The 20,523-nt window shown below is 73.8% G+C and carries 22 protein-coding genes and 1 pseudogene; 9 read left to right on the forward strand and 14 right to left on the reverse strand.

Going from position 1 to position 20,523, the window contains the following annotated elements:
* Positions 1-25: 25 nt before the first annotated feature.
* Positions 26-3,202, forward strand: coding sequence for an AAA family ATPase (locus H7827_RS14130; RefSeq protein ID WP_432745490.1), 3,177 nt, complete (start codon positions 26-28; stop codon positions 3,200-3,202).
* Here H7827_RS14130 and H7827_RS14135 read toward each other — a convergent pair.
* Positions 3,187-4,068 carry an ABC transporter permease gene (locus H7827_RS14135; RefSeq protein ID WP_386535546.1) on the reverse strand — a complete coding sequence of 294 codons (882 nt, stop codon included), beginning with the start codon at positions 4,066-4,068 and terminating at the stop codon, positions 3,187-3,189. The genes H7827_RS14130 and H7827_RS14135 overlap by 16 nt on opposite strands.
* Entirely contained in the window at positions 4,065-5,051 is a 987-nt protein-coding gene (locus H7827_RS14140; protein ID WP_386535542.1) for an ATP-binding cassette domain-containing protein, read from the reverse strand. Before H7827_RS14140 ends, H7827_RS14135 begins: the two co-directional genes overlap by 4 nt.
* Positions 5,052-5,167: 116 nt before the next feature.
* Between H7827_RS14140 and H7827_RS14145 the strand changes: the two genes are divergently transcribed.
* Positions 5,168-5,623 carry a MarR family winged helix-turn-helix transcriptional regulator gene (locus H7827_RS14145; protein WP_386535539.1) on the forward strand — a complete coding sequence of 152 codons (456 nt, stop codon included), beginning with the start codon at positions 5,168-5,170 and terminating at the stop codon, positions 5,621-5,623.
* Here H7827_RS14145 and H7827_RS14150 read toward each other — a convergent pair.
* The 7 genes and pseudogenes from H7827_RS14150 to paaA form a co-directional block, all read right to left on the reverse strand.
* Positions 5,607-6,173 carry a GNAT family N-acetyltransferase gene (locus H7827_RS14150; RefSeq protein ID WP_432745493.1) on the reverse strand — a complete coding sequence of 189 codons (567 nt, stop codon included), beginning with the start codon at positions 6,171-6,173 and terminating at the stop codon, positions 5,607-5,609. The genes H7827_RS14145 and H7827_RS14150 overlap by 17 nt on opposite strands.
* Positions 6,173-7,067: pseudogene (locus H7827_RS14155) on the reverse strand (alpha/beta fold hydrolase). The gene H7827_RS14150 and the pseudogene H7827_RS14155 overlap by 1 nt, the downstream one beginning before the upstream one ends.
* Positions 7,068-7,128: 61 nt before the next feature.
* Positions 7,129-8,208 carry a 2Fe-2S iron-sulfur cluster-binding protein gene (locus H7827_RS14160; RefSeq protein WP_432745495.1) on the reverse strand — a complete coding sequence of 360 codons (1,080 nt, stop codon included), beginning with the start codon at positions 8,206-8,208 and terminating at the stop codon, positions 7,129-7,131.
* Between the two features lies 1 nt (position 8,209).
* Positions 8,210-8,746 carry a 1,2-phenylacetyl-CoA epoxidase subunit PaaD gene (gene paaD, locus H7827_RS14165; protein WP_432745497.1) on the reverse strand — a complete coding sequence of 179 codons (537 nt, stop codon included), beginning with the start codon at positions 8,744-8,746 and terminating at the stop codon, positions 8,210-8,212.
* Positions 8,743-9,420, reverse strand: coding sequence for a 1,2-phenylacetyl-CoA epoxidase subunit PaaC (paaC, locus tag H7827_RS14170; RefSeq protein WP_432745499.1), 678 nt, complete (start codon positions 9,418-9,420; stop codon positions 8,743-8,745). The genes paaD and paaC overlap by 4 nt, the downstream gene beginning before the upstream one ends.
* Positions 9,417-9,704 (reverse strand): 1,2-phenylacetyl-CoA epoxidase subunit PaaB, encoded by a 288-nt coding sequence (gene paaB / locus H7827_RS14175; protein ID WP_030732874.1) that lies wholly within the window; start codon positions 9,702-9,704, stop codon positions 9,417-9,419. The genes paaC and paaB overlap by 4 nt, the downstream gene beginning before the upstream one ends.
* Positions 9,701-10,681 (reverse strand): 1,2-phenylacetyl-CoA epoxidase subunit PaaA, encoded by a 981-nt coding sequence (paaA, locus tag H7827_RS14180; protein ID WP_432745502.1) that lies wholly within the window; start codon positions 10,679-10,681, stop codon positions 9,701-9,703. The genes paaB and paaA overlap by 4 nt, the downstream gene beginning before the upstream one ends.
* A 140-nt stretch (positions 10,682-10,821) precedes the next feature.
* On the opposite strand from paaA, the gene H7827_RS14185 reads away from it, so the two are divergent.
* From H7827_RS14185 to H7827_RS14195, 3 genes are read left to right on the forward strand one after another with little or no spacing between them, the layout of a single operon-like run.
* A complete protein-coding gene (locus tag H7827_RS14185; RefSeq protein WP_386535520.1) occupies positions 10,822-11,553 on the forward strand; it encodes a DUF5819 family protein in 732 nt (243 codons plus the stop codon).
* On the forward strand, positions 11,550-12,896 hold the full coding sequence (locus H7827_RS14190) for an HTTM domain-containing protein (RefSeq protein WP_432745504.1): 1,347 nt from the start codon (positions 11,550-11,552) through the stop codon (positions 12,894-12,896). Before H7827_RS14185 ends, H7827_RS14190 begins: the two co-directional genes overlap by 4 nt.
* Complete coding sequence (locus H7827_RS14195) at positions 12,878-13,675, forward strand: TrmH family RNA methyltransferase (RefSeq protein ID WP_432747987.1); 798 nt, start codon at positions 12,878-12,880, stop codon at positions 13,673-13,675. Before H7827_RS14190 ends, H7827_RS14195 begins: the two co-directional genes overlap by 19 nt.
* A gap of 265 nt (positions 13,676-13,940) precedes the next feature.
* Here the strand turns inward: H7827_RS14195 and H7827_RS14200 are convergent, their stop codons facing one another.
* The gene (locus H7827_RS14200; RefSeq protein WP_432745506.1) at positions 13,941-14,234 is read right to left on the reverse strand and encodes a hypothetical protein; all 294 of its coding nucleotides are present in this window, start codon (positions 14,232-14,234) and stop codon (positions 13,941-13,943) included.
* Positions 14,231-14,407, reverse strand: coding sequence for a hypothetical protein (locus tag H7827_RS14205; protein WP_168222767.1), 177 nt, complete (start codon positions 14,405-14,407; stop codon positions 14,231-14,233). The genes H7827_RS14200 and H7827_RS14205 overlap by 4 nt, the downstream gene beginning before the upstream one ends.
* A 94-nt stretch (positions 14,408-14,501) precedes the next feature.
* Here H7827_RS14205 and H7827_RS14210 point away from each other — a divergent pair, with 94 nt between their 5' ends.
* Both H7827_RS14210 and H7827_RS14215 read left to right on the forward strand, forming a co-directional pair.
* Positions 14,502-15,767, forward strand: coding sequence for a helix-turn-helix domain-containing protein (locus H7827_RS14210; RefSeq protein WP_432745508.1), 1,266 nt, complete (start codon positions 14,502-14,504; stop codon positions 15,765-15,767).
* A 99-nt stretch (positions 15,768-15,866) separates the two neighbouring features.
* The gene (locus H7827_RS14215) at positions 15,867-16,079 is read left to right on the forward strand and encodes a DUF4287 domain-containing protein (protein WP_364245794.1); all 213 of its coding nucleotides are present in this window, start codon (positions 15,867-15,869) and stop codon (positions 16,077-16,079) included.
* Between the two features lie 104 nt (positions 16,080-16,183).
* Here H7827_RS14215 and H7827_RS14220 read toward each other — a convergent pair whose 3' ends face one another.
* Entirely contained in the window at positions 16,184-16,783 is a 600-nt protein-coding gene (locus tag H7827_RS14220; RefSeq protein ID WP_432745510.1) for a TetR family transcriptional regulator, read from the reverse strand.
* Between the two features lie 107 nt (positions 16,784-16,890).
* On the opposite strand from H7827_RS14220, the gene H7827_RS14225 reads away from it, so the two are divergent.
* Both H7827_RS14225 and H7827_RS14230 read left to right on the forward strand, forming a co-directional pair.
* On the forward strand, positions 16,891-17,580 hold the full coding sequence (locus H7827_RS14225; protein WP_432745512.1) for a nitroreductase: 690 nt from the start codon (positions 16,891-16,893) through the stop codon (positions 17,578-17,580).
* A 141-nt stretch (positions 17,581-17,721) separates the two neighbouring features.
* A complete protein-coding gene (locus tag H7827_RS14230) occupies positions 17,722-18,177 on the forward strand; it encodes a hypothetical protein (protein ID WP_432745514.1) in 456 nt (151 codons plus the stop codon).
* Here the strand turns inward: H7827_RS14230 and H7827_RS14235 are convergent, their stop codons facing one another.
* Entirely contained in the window at positions 18,178-19,530 is a 1,353-nt protein-coding gene (locus tag H7827_RS14235) for a serine/threonine-protein kinase (protein WP_432745516.1), read from the reverse strand.
* 33 nt (positions 19,531-19,563) lie between these two features.
* Positions 19,564-20,523 carry a GlxA family transcriptional regulator gene (locus H7827_RS14240; protein WP_432745518.1) on the reverse strand — a complete coding sequence of 320 codons (960 nt, stop codon included), beginning with the start codon at positions 20,521-20,523 and terminating at the stop codon, positions 19,564-19,566.

Raw genomic sequence — 20,523 nt, forward strand, 5'->3', positions numbered from 1 at the left:
ATTACCGCGTATCGTCGGGCGCACCATGACCACTGATCCCTTACTGATCGGACGCGACCACCCCGCCGAGGTCCTGCGCTCCGCCGTACGCCGGTCCGCCGGGAGCCACGGCGGGCTGATCCTCGTGACCGGTGAGGCGGGGATCGGGAAGACCACCCTGGTACGGCGCACGGCCGAGGCGGCGCGCCGCGAGGGCGCGCTGGTACTCAGCGGCTCCTGCTGGGACTCCGCCCACACCCCCGGCTACTGGCCCTGGGTGCAGGTCCTGCGGGCGCTGCGGCGGGAGGTCCCCGGCGCGCTCGCCGGGCCCGCAGGACCGGCGGACGGCGGGCGGGCCGGCCGGGAGGGCCCGCTGGCCGCGCTGCTCGGCGAGGGCCGGGCCGACGAGGGCGCGGACGAGTTCGCCCTCCACGACGCCGTGACCACCGCGCTGGTGACCGCGGCCCAGGAACGTCCGGTCCTGGTGGTCCTGGACGATCTGCACTGGGCGGACGGCGCCTCCCTGCGGCTGCTGGAGTTCGCCGCCCGCCACACCTGGTTCGAACGCGTGCTGCTCGTCGGCGCCTACCGCGACTCCGAGACCCGGCACCCCCCGCCCGCCGGGGCCACCACCCTCGTACTCGGCGGCCTCGGCCGCGCCGCCACCGGCGCGCTGCTCGCCCGGACCACCGGCCGCGAGCCCAGCCAGGAGCTGATCGACGAGACGCACCGGCGCACCGGCGGCAACCCGTTCTTCATCGAGCAGACCGCCGCGCTCGGTTCCGTCCCGCCCGGCGTGCGCGACGCGCTGCACCGGCGCCTGGGGCTGCTGCCCGCGCCGGTCGGGGCGCTGCTCACCGATGCCGCCGTACTGGGACGGGAATTCGCCCTGCCGCTGCTGGCGGCCACCGCCGGGATACCCGTCGCCGAGGCGGGGGAACTGCTGCGGCAGGCGCTCACCGCCCGGCTGGTCACCGCCGGGGAGGAGCCGGAACGGTACGCGTTCGCGCACGATCTGGTCCGCGAGGTGCTGTACGAGGCGCTGCCCCCGAAGCGGTCGCGGGAGCGGCACGCCGCCGCCGTCCGCGCACTGGAGGGCGCCGGCCGGGTCCGCGCCGCCGAACTGGCCCGGCACGCGCTGCCGGCGGGCGACGCGCTCCCCGCGGCCCGCCGGGTGGAGATCCTGACGGCCGCCGCCGGGGAGGCCACCCACCGACTGGCCCACGAGGAGGCCACCCGCCACCACCGGCACGCGCACGAGGTGGCACGCGCCGCCGGCGACACCCGCCACCAGGTGCTGACCGGGCTGCGCTACGCAGAAGCGCTCCAGCGCACCGGCGCCTCGGCACGCGCCTGGGAGGTCCTGCGCGACACCGCGGACATCTCCCTCGCGCTGGCCGACCCCGGGCTGCTGGCGCGGGTGGCGCTGTCCCTGTTCCAGACCGAGGGCGAGGGGGAGCAGGAGTTCAGGACCGAGTTGCTGCTGGCCGCCACCCGCGCCCTGGACTCGGTGGGCCGCGCTGCCGAGGCCGGCGCCGTGGAGGGCTGGTCGGGTCTTGAACGGCTGGCCCGCAAGGTGGCGCTGCGCGCGGCGGTGCACGCCCGCCGGGGCGGCGACGACGAGGCGCTCGCCTTCAGCCTGTGGGCGCGGCACAGCACCATCTGGTCGCCGGGGCACGCCGACGAACGCGAGGTGCTCACCCGGGAGATCATCACGCTCGCCCGGCGCGGCGAGGACCTGGAGGCCGAGCACTTCGGCATGGCCCTGCGCTGGGTCACCCTGGTGGAGCTGGGCGATCCGCGCTTCGCGGAGGCGCTGCGCGAGTTCACCGCCGTCGCCACCCGGCACGGCTCGCCCCGGTTCCGGGTGTCGGTCCTCATCGACGAGTCCATCGCCGCCGCGCTGCGCGGCGACTTCGCCCTGGCCGGGCGCCGGTTGCGGGAGTTGCGCGCGCTGGACGCCGACACCGAGATGCACGCGGGGCAGTTGGCGTTCACGCAGATCCATCTGGGCTGGGCGCTCGGCATGCTGCGCGGGGACGCCGCCGCGCTGGAGGCGCTGACCGGGCGGCTCGACCCGGCGGACCACCCGTGCGGCGAACTGCTGGCGGGCATCGCGGCGGCGCAGCGCGGCGACCGGCCGGCGGTGCTGCGCGCGCTGGCCCGCACCGGCAAGGACGGGGCCCGGTACGCGGGTGATGTGCTGGCGCTGTGGCTGCGGTTCCAGGCGATGGCCGCCGCCGTCACCGGGGACCGGGAGCTGGCGTCCCGGGCCCGGGACGCGCTGGCCCCGTTCGCGCGGGAGTGGGCGGTCTCGCTGTACGGGTTCGACATCGGCGGGCCGCTGGTGCTGTGGCGCGGGGTCGCGGAGTCGGCGCTCGGGAACACCGGCGCGGCGGTGGCCGCCTTCGAGGCGGCGGTCGCCTCGGCGGAGCGGATGGGGGCGCGCCCGTGGGTGGTGGAGGCCGGGTCGCGGCTGGCGGCGGCGCTGGCGGAGCGCGGCGCGGCCGGGGACGTCGAACGGGCCGCCGCGCTGGGGGAGTCGGTACGCACGGAGGCCGCCGCGCTGGGGATGGCGCGGCTGGCCGGTGGCAGGACCCCGCCGGCGGCCGGCCCGGGGACGGCGGCGGGACGGACGGAGCGGGCGGCACGGGCAGCGGCGGCGGGCAATGAGTTCCGGCTGGCGGACGGCGTGTGGACGCTCACCTACGACGGGGTCACCGTCCACGTCCCCGACGCCAAGGGGCTGCGCGACCTGCGGCAGCTGATCGCGCGGCCGGGCACCGACATCCCCGCCGTACGGCTGCTCGGCGGCGACGGGGCCGGGGCCGCGCCCGCGCCCGGCTCCGATCCGGTCCTGGACGAGGAGGCGCGGTCCCGCTACCGGCGGCATCTGGCCGCCCTGGACGAGGAGATCGACCGGGCCGCCGCCCTGGGGAAGGACGACCGGGCCGCCGCGCTCGACGCGGAACGGGCGACGCTGCTGGCCGAACTGCGGGCCGCCGCGGGTCTCGCCGGCCGCCCCCGGCGGCTGGGCGACGCGGCCGAACGGGCCCGCAAGACGGTCACCGCCCGCATCCGCGACACCCTGCGCAGGCTGGACGCGCGCCATCCGGCGCTCGCCGCCCATCTGCGCGCCACCGTGTCCACCGGCACCCACTGCGTCTACCGCCCGCACGACCGGCCGGACCCCGGAGCGGCCCCGGCTCACTTCCGGTTGTAGGCCCGCATCGTCAGCGTCCCGAAGACGGCGGTCAGCAGCGCCGACGCGATCAGGACCCAGCCGATGTCGCCGGCCACCGGGGCGCCGTCCATCAGCCCGCGCACCGCCGCCACCACCCTGGCCACCGGGTTGACGTCGACGAAGCCCTGGAGCCAGCCGGGCATGGTGCCGGGGTCGACCAGGATGTTGCTGAGGAAGGACAGCGGGAAGATCAGCATCATCGACACCCCCATGACCGACTTCTCCGAGCGCAGCAGCATCGCCAGATACGTCCACAGCCAGGAGAAGGCGAAGGAGAACAGCACCAGCAGGCCCATTCCGGCCAGCGCGCCGGCGGCCCCGCCGCCCGGCCGGTACCCGAGCACCAGGCCGACCGTGAGGATGACGGCGCAGGCGACGGTGTACCGGAAGGCGTCGCCCAGCAGATAGCCGACCATGACGGACGGCCGCCAGATGGGCAGGGTCCGGAACCGGTCGAAGACGCCCTTGTCGATGTCGGTCTTGACGGAGACCCCGGTGTACATGGTGGTCATCACCACGCTCATGACCATGATCCCGGGGAGCAGGAAGTCCAGGTACTCGCTCGTCGAGCCGGCCAGCGCGCCGCCGAAGAGGTACGTGAACATCAGCGTCATCATCACCGGGAACGCGGTGACGTCGAAGAGCTGTTCGGGGACGTGTCTGATCTTGAGCATGCCGCGCCAGCCGAAGGTGAGCGAGGCGGACAGCGCGCTGGGGCGCGGTGGCCGGTCCGCCGGGGCCAGGACGGTCCCGAGCGCTCCGAGGTCCGCCACACCGGTGTCGGCGGAGGTGCCGGGCCCGCCGTCGGCGGGGGTGCCGGTCGTGGTGTCCACGCTGGTGCTCATGCGGCGGATGCCTCCTCGTGTGCCGTGGTCCTTGCGGTGCCGTGGTCCGTGCCGGTCAGGGCGAGGAAGACCTCGTCGAGACTGGGCTGGCCCAGCGAGAACTCGTCGACCGTGATGCCCGCCGCGCCGAGTTCGGCCAGTGCCCGCGCGGCCGGCCCGGCGGTGCCCCCGGCCGGTACCCGCGCGGTGAGCGCCACCGGGTCGGCGCCCGGCCGGACCTCGGTGCCCAGCGCCGCCGCCAGCACCTGCCGGGCCCGCTCGCGCTGCGCGGCGTCGCGCAGCCGGACCAGGACGGTGCCGGCGCCGACCGAGGCCTTCAGCTCCCCGGGGGTGCCCTCGGCGATCACCCGGCCCGTGTCGATGACGGCGATCCGGTCGGCCAGCCGGTCGGCCTCGTCCAGGTACTGGGTGGTGAGCACCACGGTGGTGCCCTGCGCGACGACGGCGCGCACGATGTCCCACACCTGGTTGCGGCTGCGCGGGTCCAGGCCGGTGGTCGGCTCGTCCAGGAACAGCAGCTCCGGTGTGTTGACGATGCTGGCCGCGATGTCCAGGCGGCGGCGCATCCCGCCGGAGTAGTTCTTCACCTGCCGGCCGGCGGCGTCCGTCAGCCCGAAGACGCCGAGCAGCTGGGCCGCCCGGTGGCGGGCCGCCGGTTTGCCGTGGCCCAGCAGCCGGCACAGCAGCACCAGGTTCTCGGTGCCGGTCAGGTCCTCGTCCACGGAGGCGTACTGCCCCGTGAGACTCACCCGGTCCCGTACGGCGGCGGCCTCCCGCACGACGTCGTGCCCGAAGACCAGCGCCCGCCCGGCGTCCGGGCGCAGCAGCGTGGCCAGCATGCGTACGGTGGTGGTCTTGCCGGCCCCGTTGGGTCCCAGCACCCCGTACACGGTGCCGGCCGGCACGGCCAGGTCCACCCCGTCGACGGCGCGCTGGGCGCCGAAGGTCTTCACCAGCCCTGTCGTCTCGATCGCGAGACTCATGGGTCCCCCTGTGTCTTCCGGTTCGCGTCCGTTCACCCGTGGGGCGCGAGATCCGGTCCAGCGGGTGCTGGACGGGAGTTGACCTCAGGTGAGGTTGAGGTTTTAGCGTCGGCTCCATGAGCGATCTGAGGGAATACCCCACCGAAGAACTGGCGGCCCAGCCCATCGGCTACTGGAGCACGGCGGTGAGCCGGGCGGTCCTGGGCCGGATCCGCGCCGAGTTGTCCACGGAGGGACTGACGCAGCCGCACTGGTGGACGCTGAACCACGTGGCGGGCGACCCGGGCGGCTGGGAGCGCGGCCCGCTGGCACGCAAGCTGCTGCCGTTCGCCGATCCGGGCACGGAGTTCGGGCCGGTCTTCGACGATCTCGTGGCGCGCGGCTGGCTGACGGAGAGCCCGGAGTTCACCCTCACCGGGGCCGGCGAGGCGGGCCGGCTGCGGGCGCGCGCGCTGCTCGGGGCGGCGCACGAGCAGATCCACCGGGGGGTGCCGGCGGGCGAGTACGCCGCCGCCGTCAACGTTTTGCGCCGGATGGCCGGCAATCTGGGCGGCGTCAGCGATCTCCCGTAGCGGCGGCCTGTGCCGCCGTCAGCGCGTACTCGACCTCGCCGTGCTCGGAGCCGGGGATGGCCTCCGGCCAGTCGCCGAAGTAGGTGCGGACGAAACGCAGTCCGGCCTTCTCCATCACGCGGCGCGAGGCGGCGTTGACCGCCATCGTGTTCGCGGTGACGCGCCGGGCCCCCAGGTCGGTGAAGGCGGCGGCGAGCAGGGCGCGGGCGCCCTCGGTCGCGTACCCCTGGCCCCAGACGGAACGGTTCAGCCGGTAGCCGAGTTCGAGAACGGCGGCGCTGTCCTCGTCCACCGGCAGCAGCTCGAACCAGCCCAGGAACGCGCCCGTCGCGCGGTCCTCGGCCGCCCAGAAGCCGGGCCGCCCACCCAGACAGGGGTAGCGGCGGGCCAGCCGGGGCAGGACCCGCTCCCGTACGTCCTGCGGCGTCCTGGGCCGGCCGCCGTTGATGTACCGCATCACCGCGGGGTCGCTGTCGAGCCCGAGGACCAGCGCCGCGTCGGACGCGTTCTCGGTGAAGGCCCGCAGGGTCATCCGTTCCGTCGCGCGCATCAGGGACGCTCCGCCCGTCGCGTGTGGTCGGCGATGGCGCCGACGATCAGCGGCCACAGTTCGCGCGGCCGGTCGTGCCCCATGTCGGGGACGAGCAGCAGTTCGGCGCCGGGGACCAGTTCGGCGGTGCGCCGCCCGCCGCTCGGGTCGATGAGGGTGTCGTCCAGACCGTGGATGACCAGGGTCGGCACCCGCAGGGTGCGCAGGGCGTCCGCGCGGGAACCGCTCAGCACCATGGCGCCCAGCTGACGCCCCGCCGCCTCCCGGATGGACGTGGCCGTAGCCACGGGCGGCCAGGTCCCGCAGGCCGGCCGGGTCCGGGTAGCGCCGGGAGGACCACACCAGGGCGCGCTCGGCCGCCGCGATGTACCCGGCGCGGTCGGCCGGCGCGGGCCGGGAGAGCGCGGCGCGGGCCTCGGGGGTGGACTGTCCGTAGGCGCTCTCGCCCGTCGAGGACATCATCGAGGTCAGCGTCAGCACCCGCTCGGGGTGCTCGATGGCCATCGTCTGGGCGATCATGCCGCCCATCGACGTGCCGACCACATGGGCGCGTTCGATGCCGAGCGCGGTGAGCAGGCCCAGACCGTCCGCCGCCATGTCCCGCAGCCGGTAGGGGACCATCGCGCGGGCGGCGTCCAGGTCCCCCGCCTCGACGGTGGCCATGAACCGACCCACGTCCACGGGGTGCTCGTCGAACGTCGTGGACAGGCCGCTGTCGCGGTTGTCGTACCGGATCACGTAGTGGCCCCGGCCGGCGAGCGCCCGGCAGAAGTCCTCGTCCCAGGCGATCAGCTGGGCGGCGTACCCCATCACCAGCAGCACCGGCGGATCGGCGGGGTCGCCGAAGGTCTCGTAGGCGAGGGTGACTCCGGGGGACGCGTCGGCGAACGGCATGCCCCGGATCCTGCCAGGCGACCTGAGCGGACGCAGCCGAATTGTCCGGGCGCCGGCGTGGCTACGCGTCGTAGTCGACCTCGACCGTGCCGGTGACGGGGTGCGACTGGCACGGGAGGATGTAGCCGGCGGCCAGTTCCTCCTCCTCCAGGGCGTAGTTGCGCGCCATCCGCACCTCACCGTGGAGCAGCCGCGCGCGGCAGGTGCCGCACACGCCGCCCTTGCAGGAGTACGGGGCGTCGGGGCGGTTGCGGAGCGTCGTCTCCAGCACCGTTTCGGCCGGGCGGGGCGGCCAGGTGTCGCGGCGGCCGTTCAGGGTGGCGGTCAGCAGCGCCCCGTCGGCCACGGCGGCCGGGGGTGGCGACGCGGCGGGCTCCGTACCGGCGTGGAAGAGCTCCGCGTGTATCCGGGTCCGGGCCACCCCGAGCGTGTCCAGCGCCGTACGCGCCTCCTCGATCAGCCCTTGCGGGCCGCACAGATACCAGGCGGTCACCTCCAGTACCGGCACCAGGGAGGGCAGCAGGGCGCGCAGCCGGCCGGCGTCCAGGCGTCCGGTGGCGGGCCCGGTGTGCCGTTCCTCGCGGGTGAGGGTGTAGAGGAGTTGCAGCCGTCCGGGGTGGCGGTCCTTCAGTTCGGCCGCCGCCTGGAGGAACATCGTGGCCGCGGCGGTGCGTTCGCTGCGCAGCAGCGTGAAGCGGGCCCCGGGGTCGCGGGCCAGGGCGGTGGCGGCCATCGACAGCACCGGGGTGATCCCGGAACCGCCGGTGATGGCGACCGCGTGCCCGCCGCTTCCCCCGGCCGCGCCGCGCAGCGTGAACCCGCCCACCGGGGGCAGGACATGCAGGGTGTCGCCCACCGCGAGGTCCTTGACGGCGTGCGCGGAAAAGGCGCCGCCGGGCAGGTGCCGGACGCCGATGGTCAGTTCGCGCACCGGGCCGTCGGCGAGGGGCACCGGGCCCGAGACGGAGTACGTGCGGCGCAGTTCGGCTCCCGACGCGTCGTGGTGACGGATCGTCAGATGTTGTCCGGGCGCGTAGCGGAAGGTGTCGCCCAGCGGCTCGGGCACGGCGAGGGTGAGCGCCACCGCGTCCTCGGTGAGCTGCTCGCGGCGGGCGATGCGCAGCGGGTGAAAGGCAGCCACCTCAGATCTCCTTCATGTGGTCGAAGGGCTCGGCGCACTGGGCGCAGCGCCGCAGCTCCATGCACGCGGTGCCGGAGAACCGGCTGATCAGCGGGGTGTCCACGGCATCGCAGCGCGGGCAGTGGATGGCCAGGGTGAGCGGCGTGCCCGCCGCGGCGCCGCCACCGCCCCGGGGCGGGGCGATCCCGGCGGCACGCAGCTTGCGGCGCCCGCTGTCGGTGATGTCGGCGGTGGACCACGGCGGGGTCAGCACGGTACGGACCACCACCTCTGCGACCCCGGCCGCGCGCAGCGCCGTGCCGATGTCGGCGGCCATGGTCTCCACGGCCGGGCAGCCGGTGTAGGTGGGGGTCAGCTCCACCTCGGCGCGGCCGGGGGCGGGCAGCCGGACGGCGCGCAGTACGCCGAGTTCGGCGAGGGTGAGAACGGGCAGTTCGGGGTCGGGCACGGCTCCGGCGACCGCGTACAGTTCGCGCTCGCGCTCGCTCACCACACCGGGCGCCGTACCGGCCGCCGCGGGCCGCCGCGCCCCGCTCACCACACCGCCCCGGGGTGGCTGCGGTGCAGGTGCTGCATCTCGGCGAGCAGCCGCCCGAACGGCTCGGTGTGGATGCCGTGCCGCCCGCCGCCCGCCGACCAGGCGGTGCGCGGCGGCGGCCCCTCGGGCGGGGTGAGGGTCGCGGTGTTCAGGGTGGCGGTCACCCGCTCCCGCCACGACTCGGCCAACTCCTCGTCGGTGTCGAACAGTTCTCCGGTGTACGGCCACAGCGCGTCCACCGCCCGCTGGGTGCGCGCGTGGCTCTCCGCCGTGCCGTCGCCGAGCCGCACCGTCCACAGTTCGGCGTGGTCGCGGTGGTAGGCGGTCTCGCGCACCGCCTTGGCCGCCAGCGGCAGCACCGGGGCGAGCTGCTCGTACCGCAGCTCCTGCCACACCGAGAAGTACAGCTGGCGGATGATGGTGTGCGCGAAGTCGCCGTTGGGCCGCTCGACCAGCTGGACGTTGCGGAAGTCGCGTTCGTCACGCCGGTAGGCGAGTTCGTCCTCGTCACCGACCAGGGAGAGCAGCACCCGGGCCTGCCCCAGCAGGTCGAGGGCGATGTTGGCCAGCGCCACCTCCTCCTCCAGCACCGGGGCGTGGCCCGCCCATTCGGCCAGCCGGTGGGAGAGGATCAGCGCGTCGTCGCCGAGTCCGAGCAACTCCTCCCGCTTCACAGGTGCTTCACCCCGTCCGGGATGGTGTAGAAGGTCGGGTGCCGGTAGGTCTTGTCGGCGGCCGGGGCGAAGAACGGGTCCTGTTCGTCCGGGGAGGAGGCGGTGATCGCCGCCGCCGGCACCACCCACAGCGAGATCCCCTCGCCGCGCCGGGTGAACAGGTCGCGGGCGTTGCGCAGGGCCAGTTCGGCGTCCGGTGCGTACAGGCTTCCGGCGTGGGTGTGCGCGAGTCCGCGCCGGCCCCGGACGAACACCTCCCACAGCGGCCAGTCCTCGGCGCTCATGCGGCCACCACCTCCTGCCGCGCGCGGCGTTCGCGCTGTTTGTCCGCGTGGGCGGCGGCGGCCTCGCGCACCCAGGCGCCCTCGGCGTGCGCCCGGCGCCGCTGTTCGAGTCGCTGCTCGTTGCAGGGCCCGGCGCCGCGCAGCACCGCCTTGAACTCGGCCCAGTCGATGGGCCCGTGGTCGTAGTGGCCGCGTTCCGCGTTCCAGCGCAGCGCGGGGTCGGGGAGGGTCAGCCCGAGGCTCTCGGCCTGCGGGACGCAGATGTCCACGAAGCGCTGGCGCAGTTCGTCGTTGGTGTGCCGTTTGATCTTCCAGGCCATCGACTGCCGCGTGTGCGAGGACTCGGCGTCCGGCGGCCCGAACATCATCAGCGAGGGCCACCACCAGCGGTCGATCGCGTCCTGGGCCATCGCGCGCTGCGCGTCCGTGCCGCGTGCCAGCGCCAGCAGCAGTTCGTACCCCTGCCGCTGGTGGAAGGACTCCTCCTTGCAGACGCGCACCATGGCGCGCGCGTACGGGCCGTACGAGCAGCGGCACAGCGGCACCTGGTTGGTGATCGCCGCCCCGTCCACCAGCCAGCCGATCGCGCCGACGTCCGCCCAGGTGAGGGTGGGGTAGTTGAAGATCGAGGAGTAGCGCTGGCGGCCCTCGTGCAGCGCGTCGAGGAGATCGGCGCGGGCCACGCCGAGGGTCTCGGCGGCGCCGTACAGGTAGAGGCCGTGCCCGGCCTCGTCCTGCACCTTGGCGATGAGGATCGCCTTGCGGCGCAGCGAGGGGGCGCGGGTGATCCAGTTCGCCTCGGGCTGCATGCCGATGATCTCGGAGTGGGCGTGCTGGGCGATCTGCCGGATCAGGGTGGCGCGGTACGCGTCGGGCATCCAGTCGCGCGGCTCCACCCGTTCGTCGGCGGCCAGTGTCCGCTCGAACGCTTCCGTCAGTCGCGCGGTGTGCGGGTCATGGGTGTGCGGGTCCGTCATGGAGCGGTCCTCCCGTCGATCCTCACCGACCGATCGTTCGGTCTGATGGTGGACGGAGGGCACGAACGTGTCAAGGCGGCGCACGACAGGTAGTACCGTGCTCGGGTCAAGCATGTGCAGTCTGGGGGAGCCGGCGGAGCATGGTGCCAACCGATCAGAACGATCAAGCCGATCAGTCAGGACCCGCCCGGGGTGGGACGGCGCCGCGGGACACCGCGACCGTACGGCTCGGCAGCCTGTCGCTGCCCGCCAGACTGACCATCGCGCTGGGCATCGGGGGCCTCGCGGTCTTCGCCGCCTGGCACGCGTTCGCCGCGTTCCTCTTCGTGGCCCCGTCCAACACGATCACCAAGGATCACGGACCGGCCATTCGCGGCTACATCTATCCGGAGTTCGAACAGAACTGGAAGCTGTTCGCTCCCAACCCCCTCCAGCGCAATGTCGCCGTCGAGGTCCGCGCAGAACTCACCGACCCCGCCGACGGCAGCATCGAGACCACCGACTGGATGGACCTGACGGCCATCGACGTCGCCCATATCCGGCACCAGCCCCTCCCCAGCCACACCGCCCAGAACGAACTGCGCCGGGCCTGGGACTTCTACGTCTCCTCGCACGACGAGGACGGTGCCCCGCGCGGGCTGCGCGGCGAGCTGTCCGAGCAATACGTCACCCGCATCGCGCTGCTGCGGCTGGGCGAGAACCTCGGCTACGACCTCGACACCGTGGAGCGCATCCAGCTGCGCTCGGCCACCACCCGCGTCCCGGCGCCCGCCTGGAGCGAGGAGAACATCGACACCACCACCGGCTACCAGGAGCTGGAGTGGCGCACGGTCCGCGCCGAGGACCTGCCCGGCGGGGGGAACACCCAGTGAGCACACCGAGCACCCCGAGCACACCCCGTACGCCGGACGCCCCGGGCACCCCGGACACGCCGGCCTCCGAACCCCCGCCCTCCCCCTTCGCCGGACTCGGCAAGAAGTTCGACGCATCCCTCGGCCGGGGGATCGGCCACATCACCCGCCGCGCCCTGGGCCCGTACCAGACGGCCATCGTACGGATCGGGTTCGCCGCCACCTGGCTGATCTTCCTGCTGCGCGAATGGCCCCACCGCTCCGAGCTGTACGGCCCCGACAGCCCGTGGGGCTGGGACATGGCGCAGCGCCTGCTCGCCGACAACGGCGCCTTCACCGTGCTGATGTGGTCCGACTCCACCCTGTGGTTCGAGTTCGTCTACCACGCGGCCATCGCCGCCAGCATCGGCATGCTGCTCGGCTGGCGCACCCGGCTGATGAGCGTGCTGTTCATGCTCGGCGTGCTGTCCCTGCAGAACCGCTCCATCTTCATGGGCGACGGCGGCGACAACGTCATCCACCTCATGGCCATGTACCTGGTGCTGACCCGCTGCGCCCAGGTGTGGTCGCTGGACGCCCGCCGCCGCGCACGGCCCGGCCGCACCGACCGCGCCGACATCGTCGTGTGGTCGGTGACCGGCGCCGCCCTGCTGGCCTCCCTGCTCAGCGGCAACCTGACCAGCCCCGTCTGGTCGCTGTTCCTGACCGGCCTGTGGCTGGTGTTCGCGGGCTGGTGGCTGCTGGAGCGGTACGCGCCGGCCGGTGAGCCGCGCACGGTCGCCGACATCCTCGGCAACCTCATCCACAACGCGACCCTGCTCGTCATCATGTTCCAGGTCTGCCTGATCTACGCGACGGCCGGCTGGTACAAGATCCAGGGCTCGCGCTGGCAGGACGGCACCGCCGTCTACTACCCCATGCAGCTCGACTACTTCACCCCGTGGCCCATGCTGACCGACCTGCTCAGCAACAGCGGCCTGGTGGTGATGGCGCTCTCGTACGGCACCGTCTTCGTGCAGGTCGCGTTCCTGTTCGCGCTGCTGAACCGGCGCGCGAAGAACGTCCTGCTGTTCCTGATGATCGGCGAGCACATCGGCATCGCGGTGCTGATGGGGCTGCCCTTCTTCTCCCTCGCGATGATCGCGATGGACGCCGTGTTCCTGCCCACCGCGTTCCTGCTGTGGCTGGGCTCGCGCACCGGCCGGGTACGGGACCGGCTGCTGCGCCGACCCCGACCGGGCGGGGGGACGGCACCCACCGGCACGGCGGCGCCCGCCGGGGCCACGCCCGGATCCGTACCGTCCCAGCTCCCGATCCCGCCGCAGGCCCCGCGCGACACCCCCGCCTGGGCGGACAAACCGTGAGCGGAACGGAACTGCCGAGCGGGACCGTCCTGCTGGACGGCTTCCACGCGCTCAAGCACGCCCTGCGCTTCGGCGCGCACATCACCGAGGCGCTGACCACCGACAAGGCCGCCGCCCTCACCCTGGCCGGGCAGCTCGCCCCCGACCTCACCGACCGCCTGGACACGCTGCTGACCGAGGTGTCCGCGCCGCAACTGGCGGCCCTCACCCCGCGCCCGCACCCCACCGGCGTGGCCGCCCGCGCGCTGCGGCCCGACCAGCACCTGCCCGACACCGGGCGCACCGCCCCCACCGTCGTCCTCGACAACCCCCGCCACCTCGGCAACATCGGCGCCGTCATCCGCCTCGCCGCAGGCAGCGGCGCCGCCGGCGTCATCACCACCGGCACCACCGACCCCTGGCACCCCAACGTCGTACGCGCCGCCGCCGGCCTGCACTACGCGCTCCCCGTCGTCCACCGCGACGGCCCGGCCCAGCTGCCTCCCGGCCCGCTCTACGCGCTCGACCCGGACGGCGCGGACATCCGTACCCTCACCACCCCCATCCCGCCCGACGCGCTGCTCGCCTTCGGCTCGGAACGCCACGGCCTGTCCGCCGCGACCCGCGCCCGCGCCACCCACCTCATCGCGCTGCCCATGCGGCCCGAGGTCTCCAGCTACAACCTCGCCACCAGCGTCGCCATGACCCTCTACCACTGGCTGCTCACCTCGGCCCCGGCAGCGGGCGGGGCCGGGCCCGAGCGCGGGCCGCACCACGGCCCGGACGCCGCGCCGCACTGAACCCGCGCCGCGCCACGACGCCCCGCGTCGCGGCGTCGTGCGGCGCCGGAGAGCGGCGAACGACGGCCCGGTACGCGGCCACCCTCACCCGGAGGAGCCGCCAGGCCCACGACCAGCCCGATGAGCCCGGCCAGGCCCACGGCACAGGCCACCCCGCCGAGGAACAGCAGGCCACCGGCGGTCGGATGAGCCGCGTACGGATCGAGGGCACCGTCCTCCTCCAGCCGCCCCCGGCAGACCCGGCACACCCCCGCATCCGCCCGCGTCACTCCCCCGCCCCCCGGTCCAGCTCCAGCTCCAGCTCCAGCTCCAGCAGCGGATTGCCCGGCCCCGGATCCACCCGCAGAAACCACTCACTCACCAGCCGGAACACCCGGTGCGCCGGCACCGCACCCGTGTGCCTCAGCGCCCAGCGCTCCACCCCCACCGACTCGTCCCGCACCGCCCCCGACTCCGCGCCGCAGGTCAGGCACACGGTCCGGAAGATCCCCCGGGGCACGCCCTCCCCGGTCTGCTCCGCCAGCACCCAGGCGGACCCGGCCACCACGAGCCGCCTCACAGCGCCTCCACGTCCTCGGGCAGCACGCACCACTCCCGCCCCCCGCCCTCGGGCCGCAACCACACCCACCCCACCTGGTGATCCATCACCCGGCCGGTCAGGTCGCGGACCGTGTCCCGCACCACCGAACCGATCTCCGGTTCCTTCTCCGGCCGCTGCCGCTCACCACTCATCCGGACGGTCTCCTTCCGTAGGGGGAGAAGCCTCGCGTGGAAGAGCCGGGCAAACCCATCCCAACTCCCTATAGGACGGCCCTATAGTCGGCGCATGGGCACTGGTGACACTCCGGATCTGTGGTCTCACCCACGGCTGTCGGCCGCCGCCCGGGAGGGTGACTGGGGCGCGGTCCTGCGGACCTACCGGTCGCTCACCGGCCTGAGCCAGACCCGGATCGGCGAACGGACCGGCCTGGCCCAGCCCGACATCTCCGCCATCGAGCGCGGTCGACGCGCCGTCACCTCCGCCGAGGTGCGGCAGCGGATCGCAGCCGGTCTCGGGATGCCGAACGCCCTGCTCGCCGGGCCGGACGGACCCTCAGCGGCACCATCACCCCCCGTCGCGTCCCTGGCCCTCGGCGGCGCCGCCCCCGACGCCGACCTGTTGGAGCGCATCACGGGAACGGTGCGTGAGGGGCGGCGGGTTGACGCCCCGACGCTCGACTGGCTCGACCGGCTGCTGGCCGAACACCGCCGCGCCGAGGACACCATCGGCTCACGCCCCCTGATGTCGGTGATGAGCCAGCAACTGTCCACGGTCGTGGACCTGCACGCGGGAGCGCGTGGCCCCCTGGGGCGCCGCGTGGTCCGGCTGGCGGCCGAGCACGCACAGTTCATGGCCTGGATGACGCACGACCAGGACAACACCGCCGCCGCGCTCGCCTGGTACGACCGCTCCCACGAGTGGGCGCTGGAGGCGGGAGACGCGGGCCTGGCCGCCACGACGCTCAGCATGAAGGCCCACATGGCCTGGTCCAAGCACCGGCCGGGGCGCTGCGTACGGCTGGCGGAGGCCGCCCGGTGGTCGGCTCCCGGCGCCTCGCCGGGCGTGCAGGGCATGGCGGCCCAGATGGCGGCCCGGGGTTACGCGCTGGGCGGTGACGCGTCGGCCGCCCACCGGCTGCTGGACGAGGCCCAGGAGCTGATCGGCCGGGCGGCCCGGCGGCCCGAGGACGAACCACCGTGGATGTACTTCTACGACGAGACGTGGTTCACCCTGCAACGCGGCATGGCCGACATGCATCTGGGCGACTGGCCCCGGGCGATCGAACAGCTCACCACCGGGCTCACCGGCCTGCCCGCCGACTACCGCCGGGACCGCGCCTGGTACCGCTCCTGTCTCGCCGCCTGCCTCGCCCGGCAGGGCGAAGCGGCGGCCGCACTGGACCTGGCGGTCGCCACGGCCCCGGACGCCGACGCGGTGGGCCGGCCGTACTCCTGGCAGCATCTGCACACCACCGCCGCGACACTGTTGCGCCACCGCGCTCCGGAGGGGCGCGCCCTGCTCGCCGTGCTCAAGGAGTACGGCAGCCCCTGACCACCGGTGCGCGTCCCCGATGGCCGGCCCCCGAACGCGTCCATGGGCCGCGCTCTCAGCCCTCGCGGCGTTGTCAGTGGTGGCTGCCATGCTGCGGGTATGGCTGAGAGTGTGAAGGGCCCCGCGAGTTATTTTCCGTCGATCGAGAAGACGTACGGCAGGCCGATCGCCGAGTGGAAGACGCTTCTGCGCAGCTCGCCCCTGACCAAGCACGGGGAGCTGGTCTCCTGGCTCAAGGCCGAGCACGGCCTGGGGCACGGGCACGCCAACGCCCTCGTCGCCCACACCCTCGCGGAGGACAAGGGCAAGTAGTCCACCGCACCCGGGCGGCGCCGGGTGGTGTCCGGCGAGGGGGCCGGGTGGCGGTGGTGGCTCGCGCCGGTAGAGGGCACCGCCGGGGCGGATCGGCCCGTCCGTCAGCGGCTTGAGGCAGGCGTGAGGGCCTGTTCCAGCAGGGTCTCCGCAGCCGCGCGCGCGTGCCGACCGTAGTCCGCCTCGTTCAGCACCATGGCCCGGCTGGCCGCTCCGTCAGCGAGGGTCACCAGCTGCTCGGCGAGTGCGGCGGGTTCACGGCAGCCCAGTTCCGCCACCAGATCGGCGACCAGCCGCACCATCCGGAGCTTCTGTTCCCGCGCGTACGCGTGGATCGGATGCTCCGGGTCGGGGAACTCCGCCGCCGCGTCGATGAAGGGGCAGCCCCGCACCGAGGACGTGTCCGTGGCGGGCTGTTCGAACAAGCTCAGGAGCCGCTCGCGCGGGCCGAGGTCCTCCCGGGCCAACACGCTCTCCATGGTGTTCCCCGAGGAGACCAGCGCCCGCAGGTGGGCGATCGCCAGGTCGTCCCTGGAGCGGAAGTGGGCGTAGAGGGTCCGCTTGGAGACCGGTGCCCGCTCCGCGACCTGCTCCATGCCGGTCCCCGTGATCCCTTGATCCGCGAACAGCCGGGCGGCGGCGGCCAGGATGCGGTCCCTGGCGCCTCGTCCTCCTCGCCGTGTCGTCTCACTCATCGCGTCCATGAAGAAAGTATACGTCTGCGTTTACTTTTCTGGGAGCACAGGGCTACCATCGATCCACAGGTAAACGGTCACGTTTACCTGTCCTGCCCCGTCCCTGAGGAGCCCCCATGAGCCAGTCCGCCCCCACCGAACTGAGCGGCTACGCCGAGAAGCTGATCCGCACGCGGCGTGCCACCCGCGCCTTCCGGCCCGAGCCCGTGCCCGAGGAGACGATGCGCGCGATGTTCTCGCTGGCCGGTGCCACGCCGTCCAACTCCAACGCGCAGCCGTGGCGGGTGGAGGTCGTCAGTGGCGCGCCGCGCGACCGGCTGGCGGCGTCCCTCCGGGCGGCCCACGCCGCACGGCGCACGTCGATCGAGCTCCCGTACAGCGATGACCTCTACTCACCGGTGCAGCAGGACCGGCGAGCCGCCTTCGGCGGCCGGCTCTACGGGGCACTGGGCATCGGCTTCGACGACCACACGGCGCGGGCCGCGTATGACGCCGAGAGCCTGGGGTTCTACGGCGCACCGCACGTCGCGTTCCTGTTCGTCCCCGAACAGGACAACGCGCGGCTGGCCGCCGATGTCGGCGCCTACATGCAGACGCTCCTGCTCGCGATGACCGCCTACGGCGTGGCCAGTTGCCCGCAGGGACTGCTGAGCTTCTACGCGGACGAGGTACGCGCCGAGCTCGGCGTCACCGAGGGGAAACTGCTCCTGGGCATCTCCTTCGGACACGCCGACGACGCCGCACCCGTGAATCACATCGTCACGGAGCGCGCCCCGCTGGCGGAGACCACGACGTTCCACGGCTGAGCGTTCACGTGTTCCGGGGGCACGGGGCCGAAGGGCCCCTTCCCGCACTCCCCCGCTTGCCGCGCCCGCCTGGCGGGAATCCGGCGGAAGGTGGCAGCGCAGGACGTGTTGCGGGCGCGGCCCGGTTCATAGCGTCGGGTGGTGAACAAGTTTCTGCTGAGTGTCCATGTGCTGGCGGCCATCATCGCGATCGGTCCGGTGACCGTCGCGGCCAGCATGTTCCCCCCGTACGTCCGCAAGGCGGTGGCCGACCCGGACGATCAGCGGACGGCCGCCGCGCTCGGGCTGCTGCACCGGATGTGCCGGGGGTACGCGGCGGTCGGCATCGTCGTGCCGGTCTTCGGCGTGGCCACCGCCATCGGGCTCGGGGTGCTCACGGACGCCTGGCTGATCGTCTCGATGGTGCTGACCGCCGGGGCGGCGGCCCTGCTGCTGGGGCGGATACTGCCGGTCCAGGCACGGCTGCTGGTGCCGCAGGGCGATGCGGCGCTCCAGGAGAGCAGGCGGCTCGGCATGACGGTGGGCGTCTTCAACCTGCTGTGGGCCGTGGTCGTCGTCCTGATGATCGTGCGGCCGGGGTCAACGACGGGCGTGTGATCAGTCCTTGACGGCCCCCGGCAGTGCCTCCCGCTGCCAGCCGACCGCAAGGATCTGCCCCACGGTGAGTACGCCGAGCGCGACCCAGATGGCGGCGGACACCTGCATGGCTTCCTCCAGCAGATGGACCGCCCCCATGTACGCGGCGGTCGGCAGGAGGAAGCCGACGACAGCGGTCACCGTGTGGAGCAGACCGGCGATCGTCGTGCCGATGGTGCCGGTGAGACTCCTGAGAGCGAAGTGCCCGAAGCGCACCAGAACAGTGGCCGTGGCGACTCCGGCGGCCACCGCGCTCAGGACGAGCAGGATGGTCACGGGCGGCAACGCGTCGTCGGGGAGCCGACGGAGAGCGGACTCGATGGGCGCCGGTCCCTCCAGCACGCCGGTCCGGGCCGGCCAGCACATCAGCAGCAGAGTCCCGAGCGACGCCCAACCCTGCCACGGCAGCGGCCCTGCGACCGGCCCCGGTGGGCGCGGCCCCGGCCGGTTCGCCGGGCTCTGCCGCTGCCCTGGGGGATCCGGCGTCTGCGGCACCCGGATCGTCCTGCGCAGCGTCCGTTCCTGACCGGCCAGTTCGGCGAGCGCGTCCGCGACGGTGGGGCGGTCGGCCGGGTCCTTCTCCAGCAGCCCGGTGATCAGCGACGCGAGCCGGCCCGCACGGCGCGGAGCGGGCGGCGGGTCGAACAGGACGGCCGTCAGGGTCTCCGTCGCCGTGTCCCGGCGGAACGGCGAGACGCCCTCGACCGCCTCGTACAGGGTCACCCCCAGCGAGAACAGGTCCCCGCCGGGCGCGGTCGTGCCGCGTGCCCGTTCGGGGGCGACGTACTCCATCGATCCCAGCAGCGCCCCGGTGACGGTGAGCGTGGTGTCCTCCTGGTGCACCGCGATCCCGAAGTCGGTGAGCAGCGCCCGGCCCTCGCCCGTCAGCAGGACGTTGGCCGGTTTCACGTCCCGGTGGACAATGCCGGCCTCGTGGGCCGCGCCCAGGGCCCGCAACAACGCCTGGGCGATGCCGGCCACCTCGTCCACCGGCAGCGGCCCGCCGCGAGCGATCCGGTCGGCGAGCGAGCCGCCCTCCGCCAGCCGCATGACGATCCACGGTGCGTCGTTCTCGATGACGACGTCGTAGACGGTGAGGACATCGGGGTGGTCGCGCAGCCGGGCGGCGTTGCGCGCCTCGCGTGCGGCGCGTGTCAGGCGTTCGGCCCGGTCCGTCTCCGGCAGGGCGGCGGGCAGCCGGAGTTCTTTGATGGCGACCGGCACCCCGAGCCGGTTGTCACGGGCGCGCCACACCCGCCCGAAGCCGCCGGACCCCAGTTCACCGTCGAGTTGATAACGTCCCCCGATATCCACCCGGTTCAGCGTACGCAGCGTCCCGCAGGCCCACTAGACCTTCGCGCGGAAGGCCCTGCGGTAGGCGCGGGGGCTGACGCCCACCACGCGGGTGAAGCCGTCCCGGAAGGAGGTCGGCGAGCCGCAGCCGACGTCCACCGCGATCCGTTCGACGGGCTGGTCGGTGGTCTCCAGCAGGGCCTGGGCGTGCCGGATGCGGACGCGGTGCAGCCAGCGCATCGGGGTGGTGCCGGTCTGTTCGCGGAACCGCCGGTTGAGGGTGCGCACCGACAGCGCGGCGTGTCCGGCGATGGCGGCCAGGGTCAGGTCGCGGTGGGCGTTCTCGCGCAGCCAGGCCAGCAGCGGTTCCAGCGAGGAGCCGTCCGGGGCGGGCGGCTCGTGGTTGATGAACTGGGCCTGGCCGCCGTCCCGTTCCAGCGGACTGACGGCCGCGCGGGCCACATTGGCGGCGACCGCCGCTCCGTGGTCGCCCCGGATCATGTGCAGGCACAGGTCGAGGCCGGCGGAAGCTCCGGCGGAGGTGAGCGTGCGGCCGTTGTCGACGTAGAGCACGTCGGGGTCGACGGTGATCGCCGGGTAGCGGGCGGCCAGCAGCGCGGTGCCCATCCAGTGGGTGGTGGCCCGCTGTCCGTCGAGCAGCCCGGTGGCCGCCAGCAGGAACGCACCGGTGCAGATCGAGGCGACCCGCGCGCCCCGGTCGTACGCGGCGCGCACCGCGTCCCGTACCCCCGGCGGCAGCGGGTCGGGCGGATCGTCGACGCCGCTGAGGATCACCGTGTCGGCGTCCGTCAGCGCCTCAAGTCCGTGCGCCACCCGGACGGTGAACGGCCCGGCCGCGATCTCCGCGCCCGGGGCCGTACCGCACACCCGTACCCGGTAGGCGGGGCTGCCGTCCGGGAGGCGCGCCCAGCTGAAGGTGTCGACGGGGTTCGACAGGTCGGAGGGCACGACCCCTTCCAGGGCGAGCACCGCCACGCTGTGGGAGGGGGCCAT

The organism is Streptomyces sp. JH002 (assembly GCF_050916115.1).
GTDB classification, from domain to species: domain Bacteria; phylum Actinomycetota; class Actinomycetes; order Streptomycetales; family Streptomycetaceae; genus Streptomyces; species Streptomyces xiamenensis.

What these genes read in the sequence shown, in the direction of transcription:
- H7827_RS14225 (WP_432745512.1), top strand. Translation starts at nt 16,891, where the DNA reads ATGAGCCAGTCCGCCCCCACCGAACTGAGCGGCTACGCCGAGAAGCTG.
- H7827_RS14140 (WP_386535542.1), bottom strand. Translation starts at nt 5,051, where the DNA reads ATGAGTCTCGCGATCGAGACGACAGGGCTGGTGAAGACCTTCGGCGCC.
- H7827_RS14215 (WP_364245794.1), top strand. Translation starts at nt 15,867, where the DNA reads ATGGCTGAGAGTGTGAAGGGCCCCGCGAGTTATTTTCCGTCGATCGAG.
- H7827_RS14135 (WP_386535546.1), bottom strand. Translation starts at nt 4,068, where the DNA reads ATGAGCACCAGCGTGGACACCACGACCGGCACCCCCGCCGACGGCGGG.
- H7827_RS14205 (WP_168222767.1), bottom strand. Translation starts at nt 14,407, where the DNA reads ATGAGTGGTGAGCGGCAGCGGCCGGAGAAGGAACCGGAGATCGGTTCG.
- paaB (WP_030732874.1), bottom strand. Translation starts at nt 9,704, where the DNA reads ATGAGCGCCGAGGACTGGCCGCTGTGGGAGGTGTTCGTCCGGGGCCGG.
- H7827_RS14185 (WP_386535520.1), top strand. Translation starts at nt 10,822, where the DNA reads ATGGTGCCAACCGATCAGAACGATCAAGCCGATCAGTCAGGACCCGCC.
- H7827_RS14240 (WP_432745518.1), bottom strand. Translation starts at nt 20,523, where the DNA reads ATGGCCCCCTCCCACAGCGTGGCGGTGCTCGCCCTGGAAGGGGTCGTG.
- H7827_RS14145 (WP_386535539.1), top strand. Translation starts at nt 5,168, where the DNA reads ATGAGCGATCTGAGGGAATACCCCACCGAAGAACTGGCGGCCCAGCCC.
- paaA (WP_432745502.1), bottom strand. Translation starts at nt 10,681, where the DNA reads ATGACGGACCCGCACACCCATGACCCGCACACCGCGCGACTGACGGAA.
- H7827_RS14220 (WP_432745510.1), bottom strand. Translation starts at nt 16,783, where the DNA reads ATGGACGCGATGAGTGAGACGACACGGCGAGGAGGACGAGGCGCCAGG.
- H7827_RS14130 (WP_432745490.1), top strand. Translation starts at nt 26, where the DNA reads ATGACCACTGATCCCTTACTGATCGGACGCGACCACCCCGCCGAGGTC.
- H7827_RS14210 (WP_432745508.1), top strand. Translation starts at nt 14,502, where the DNA reads ATGGGCACTGGTGACACTCCGGATCTGTGGTCTCACCCACGGCTGTCG.
- H7827_RS14150 (WP_432745493.1), bottom strand. Translation starts at nt 6,173, where the DNA reads ATGCGCGCGACGGAACGGATGACCCTGCGGGCCTTCACCGAGAACGCG.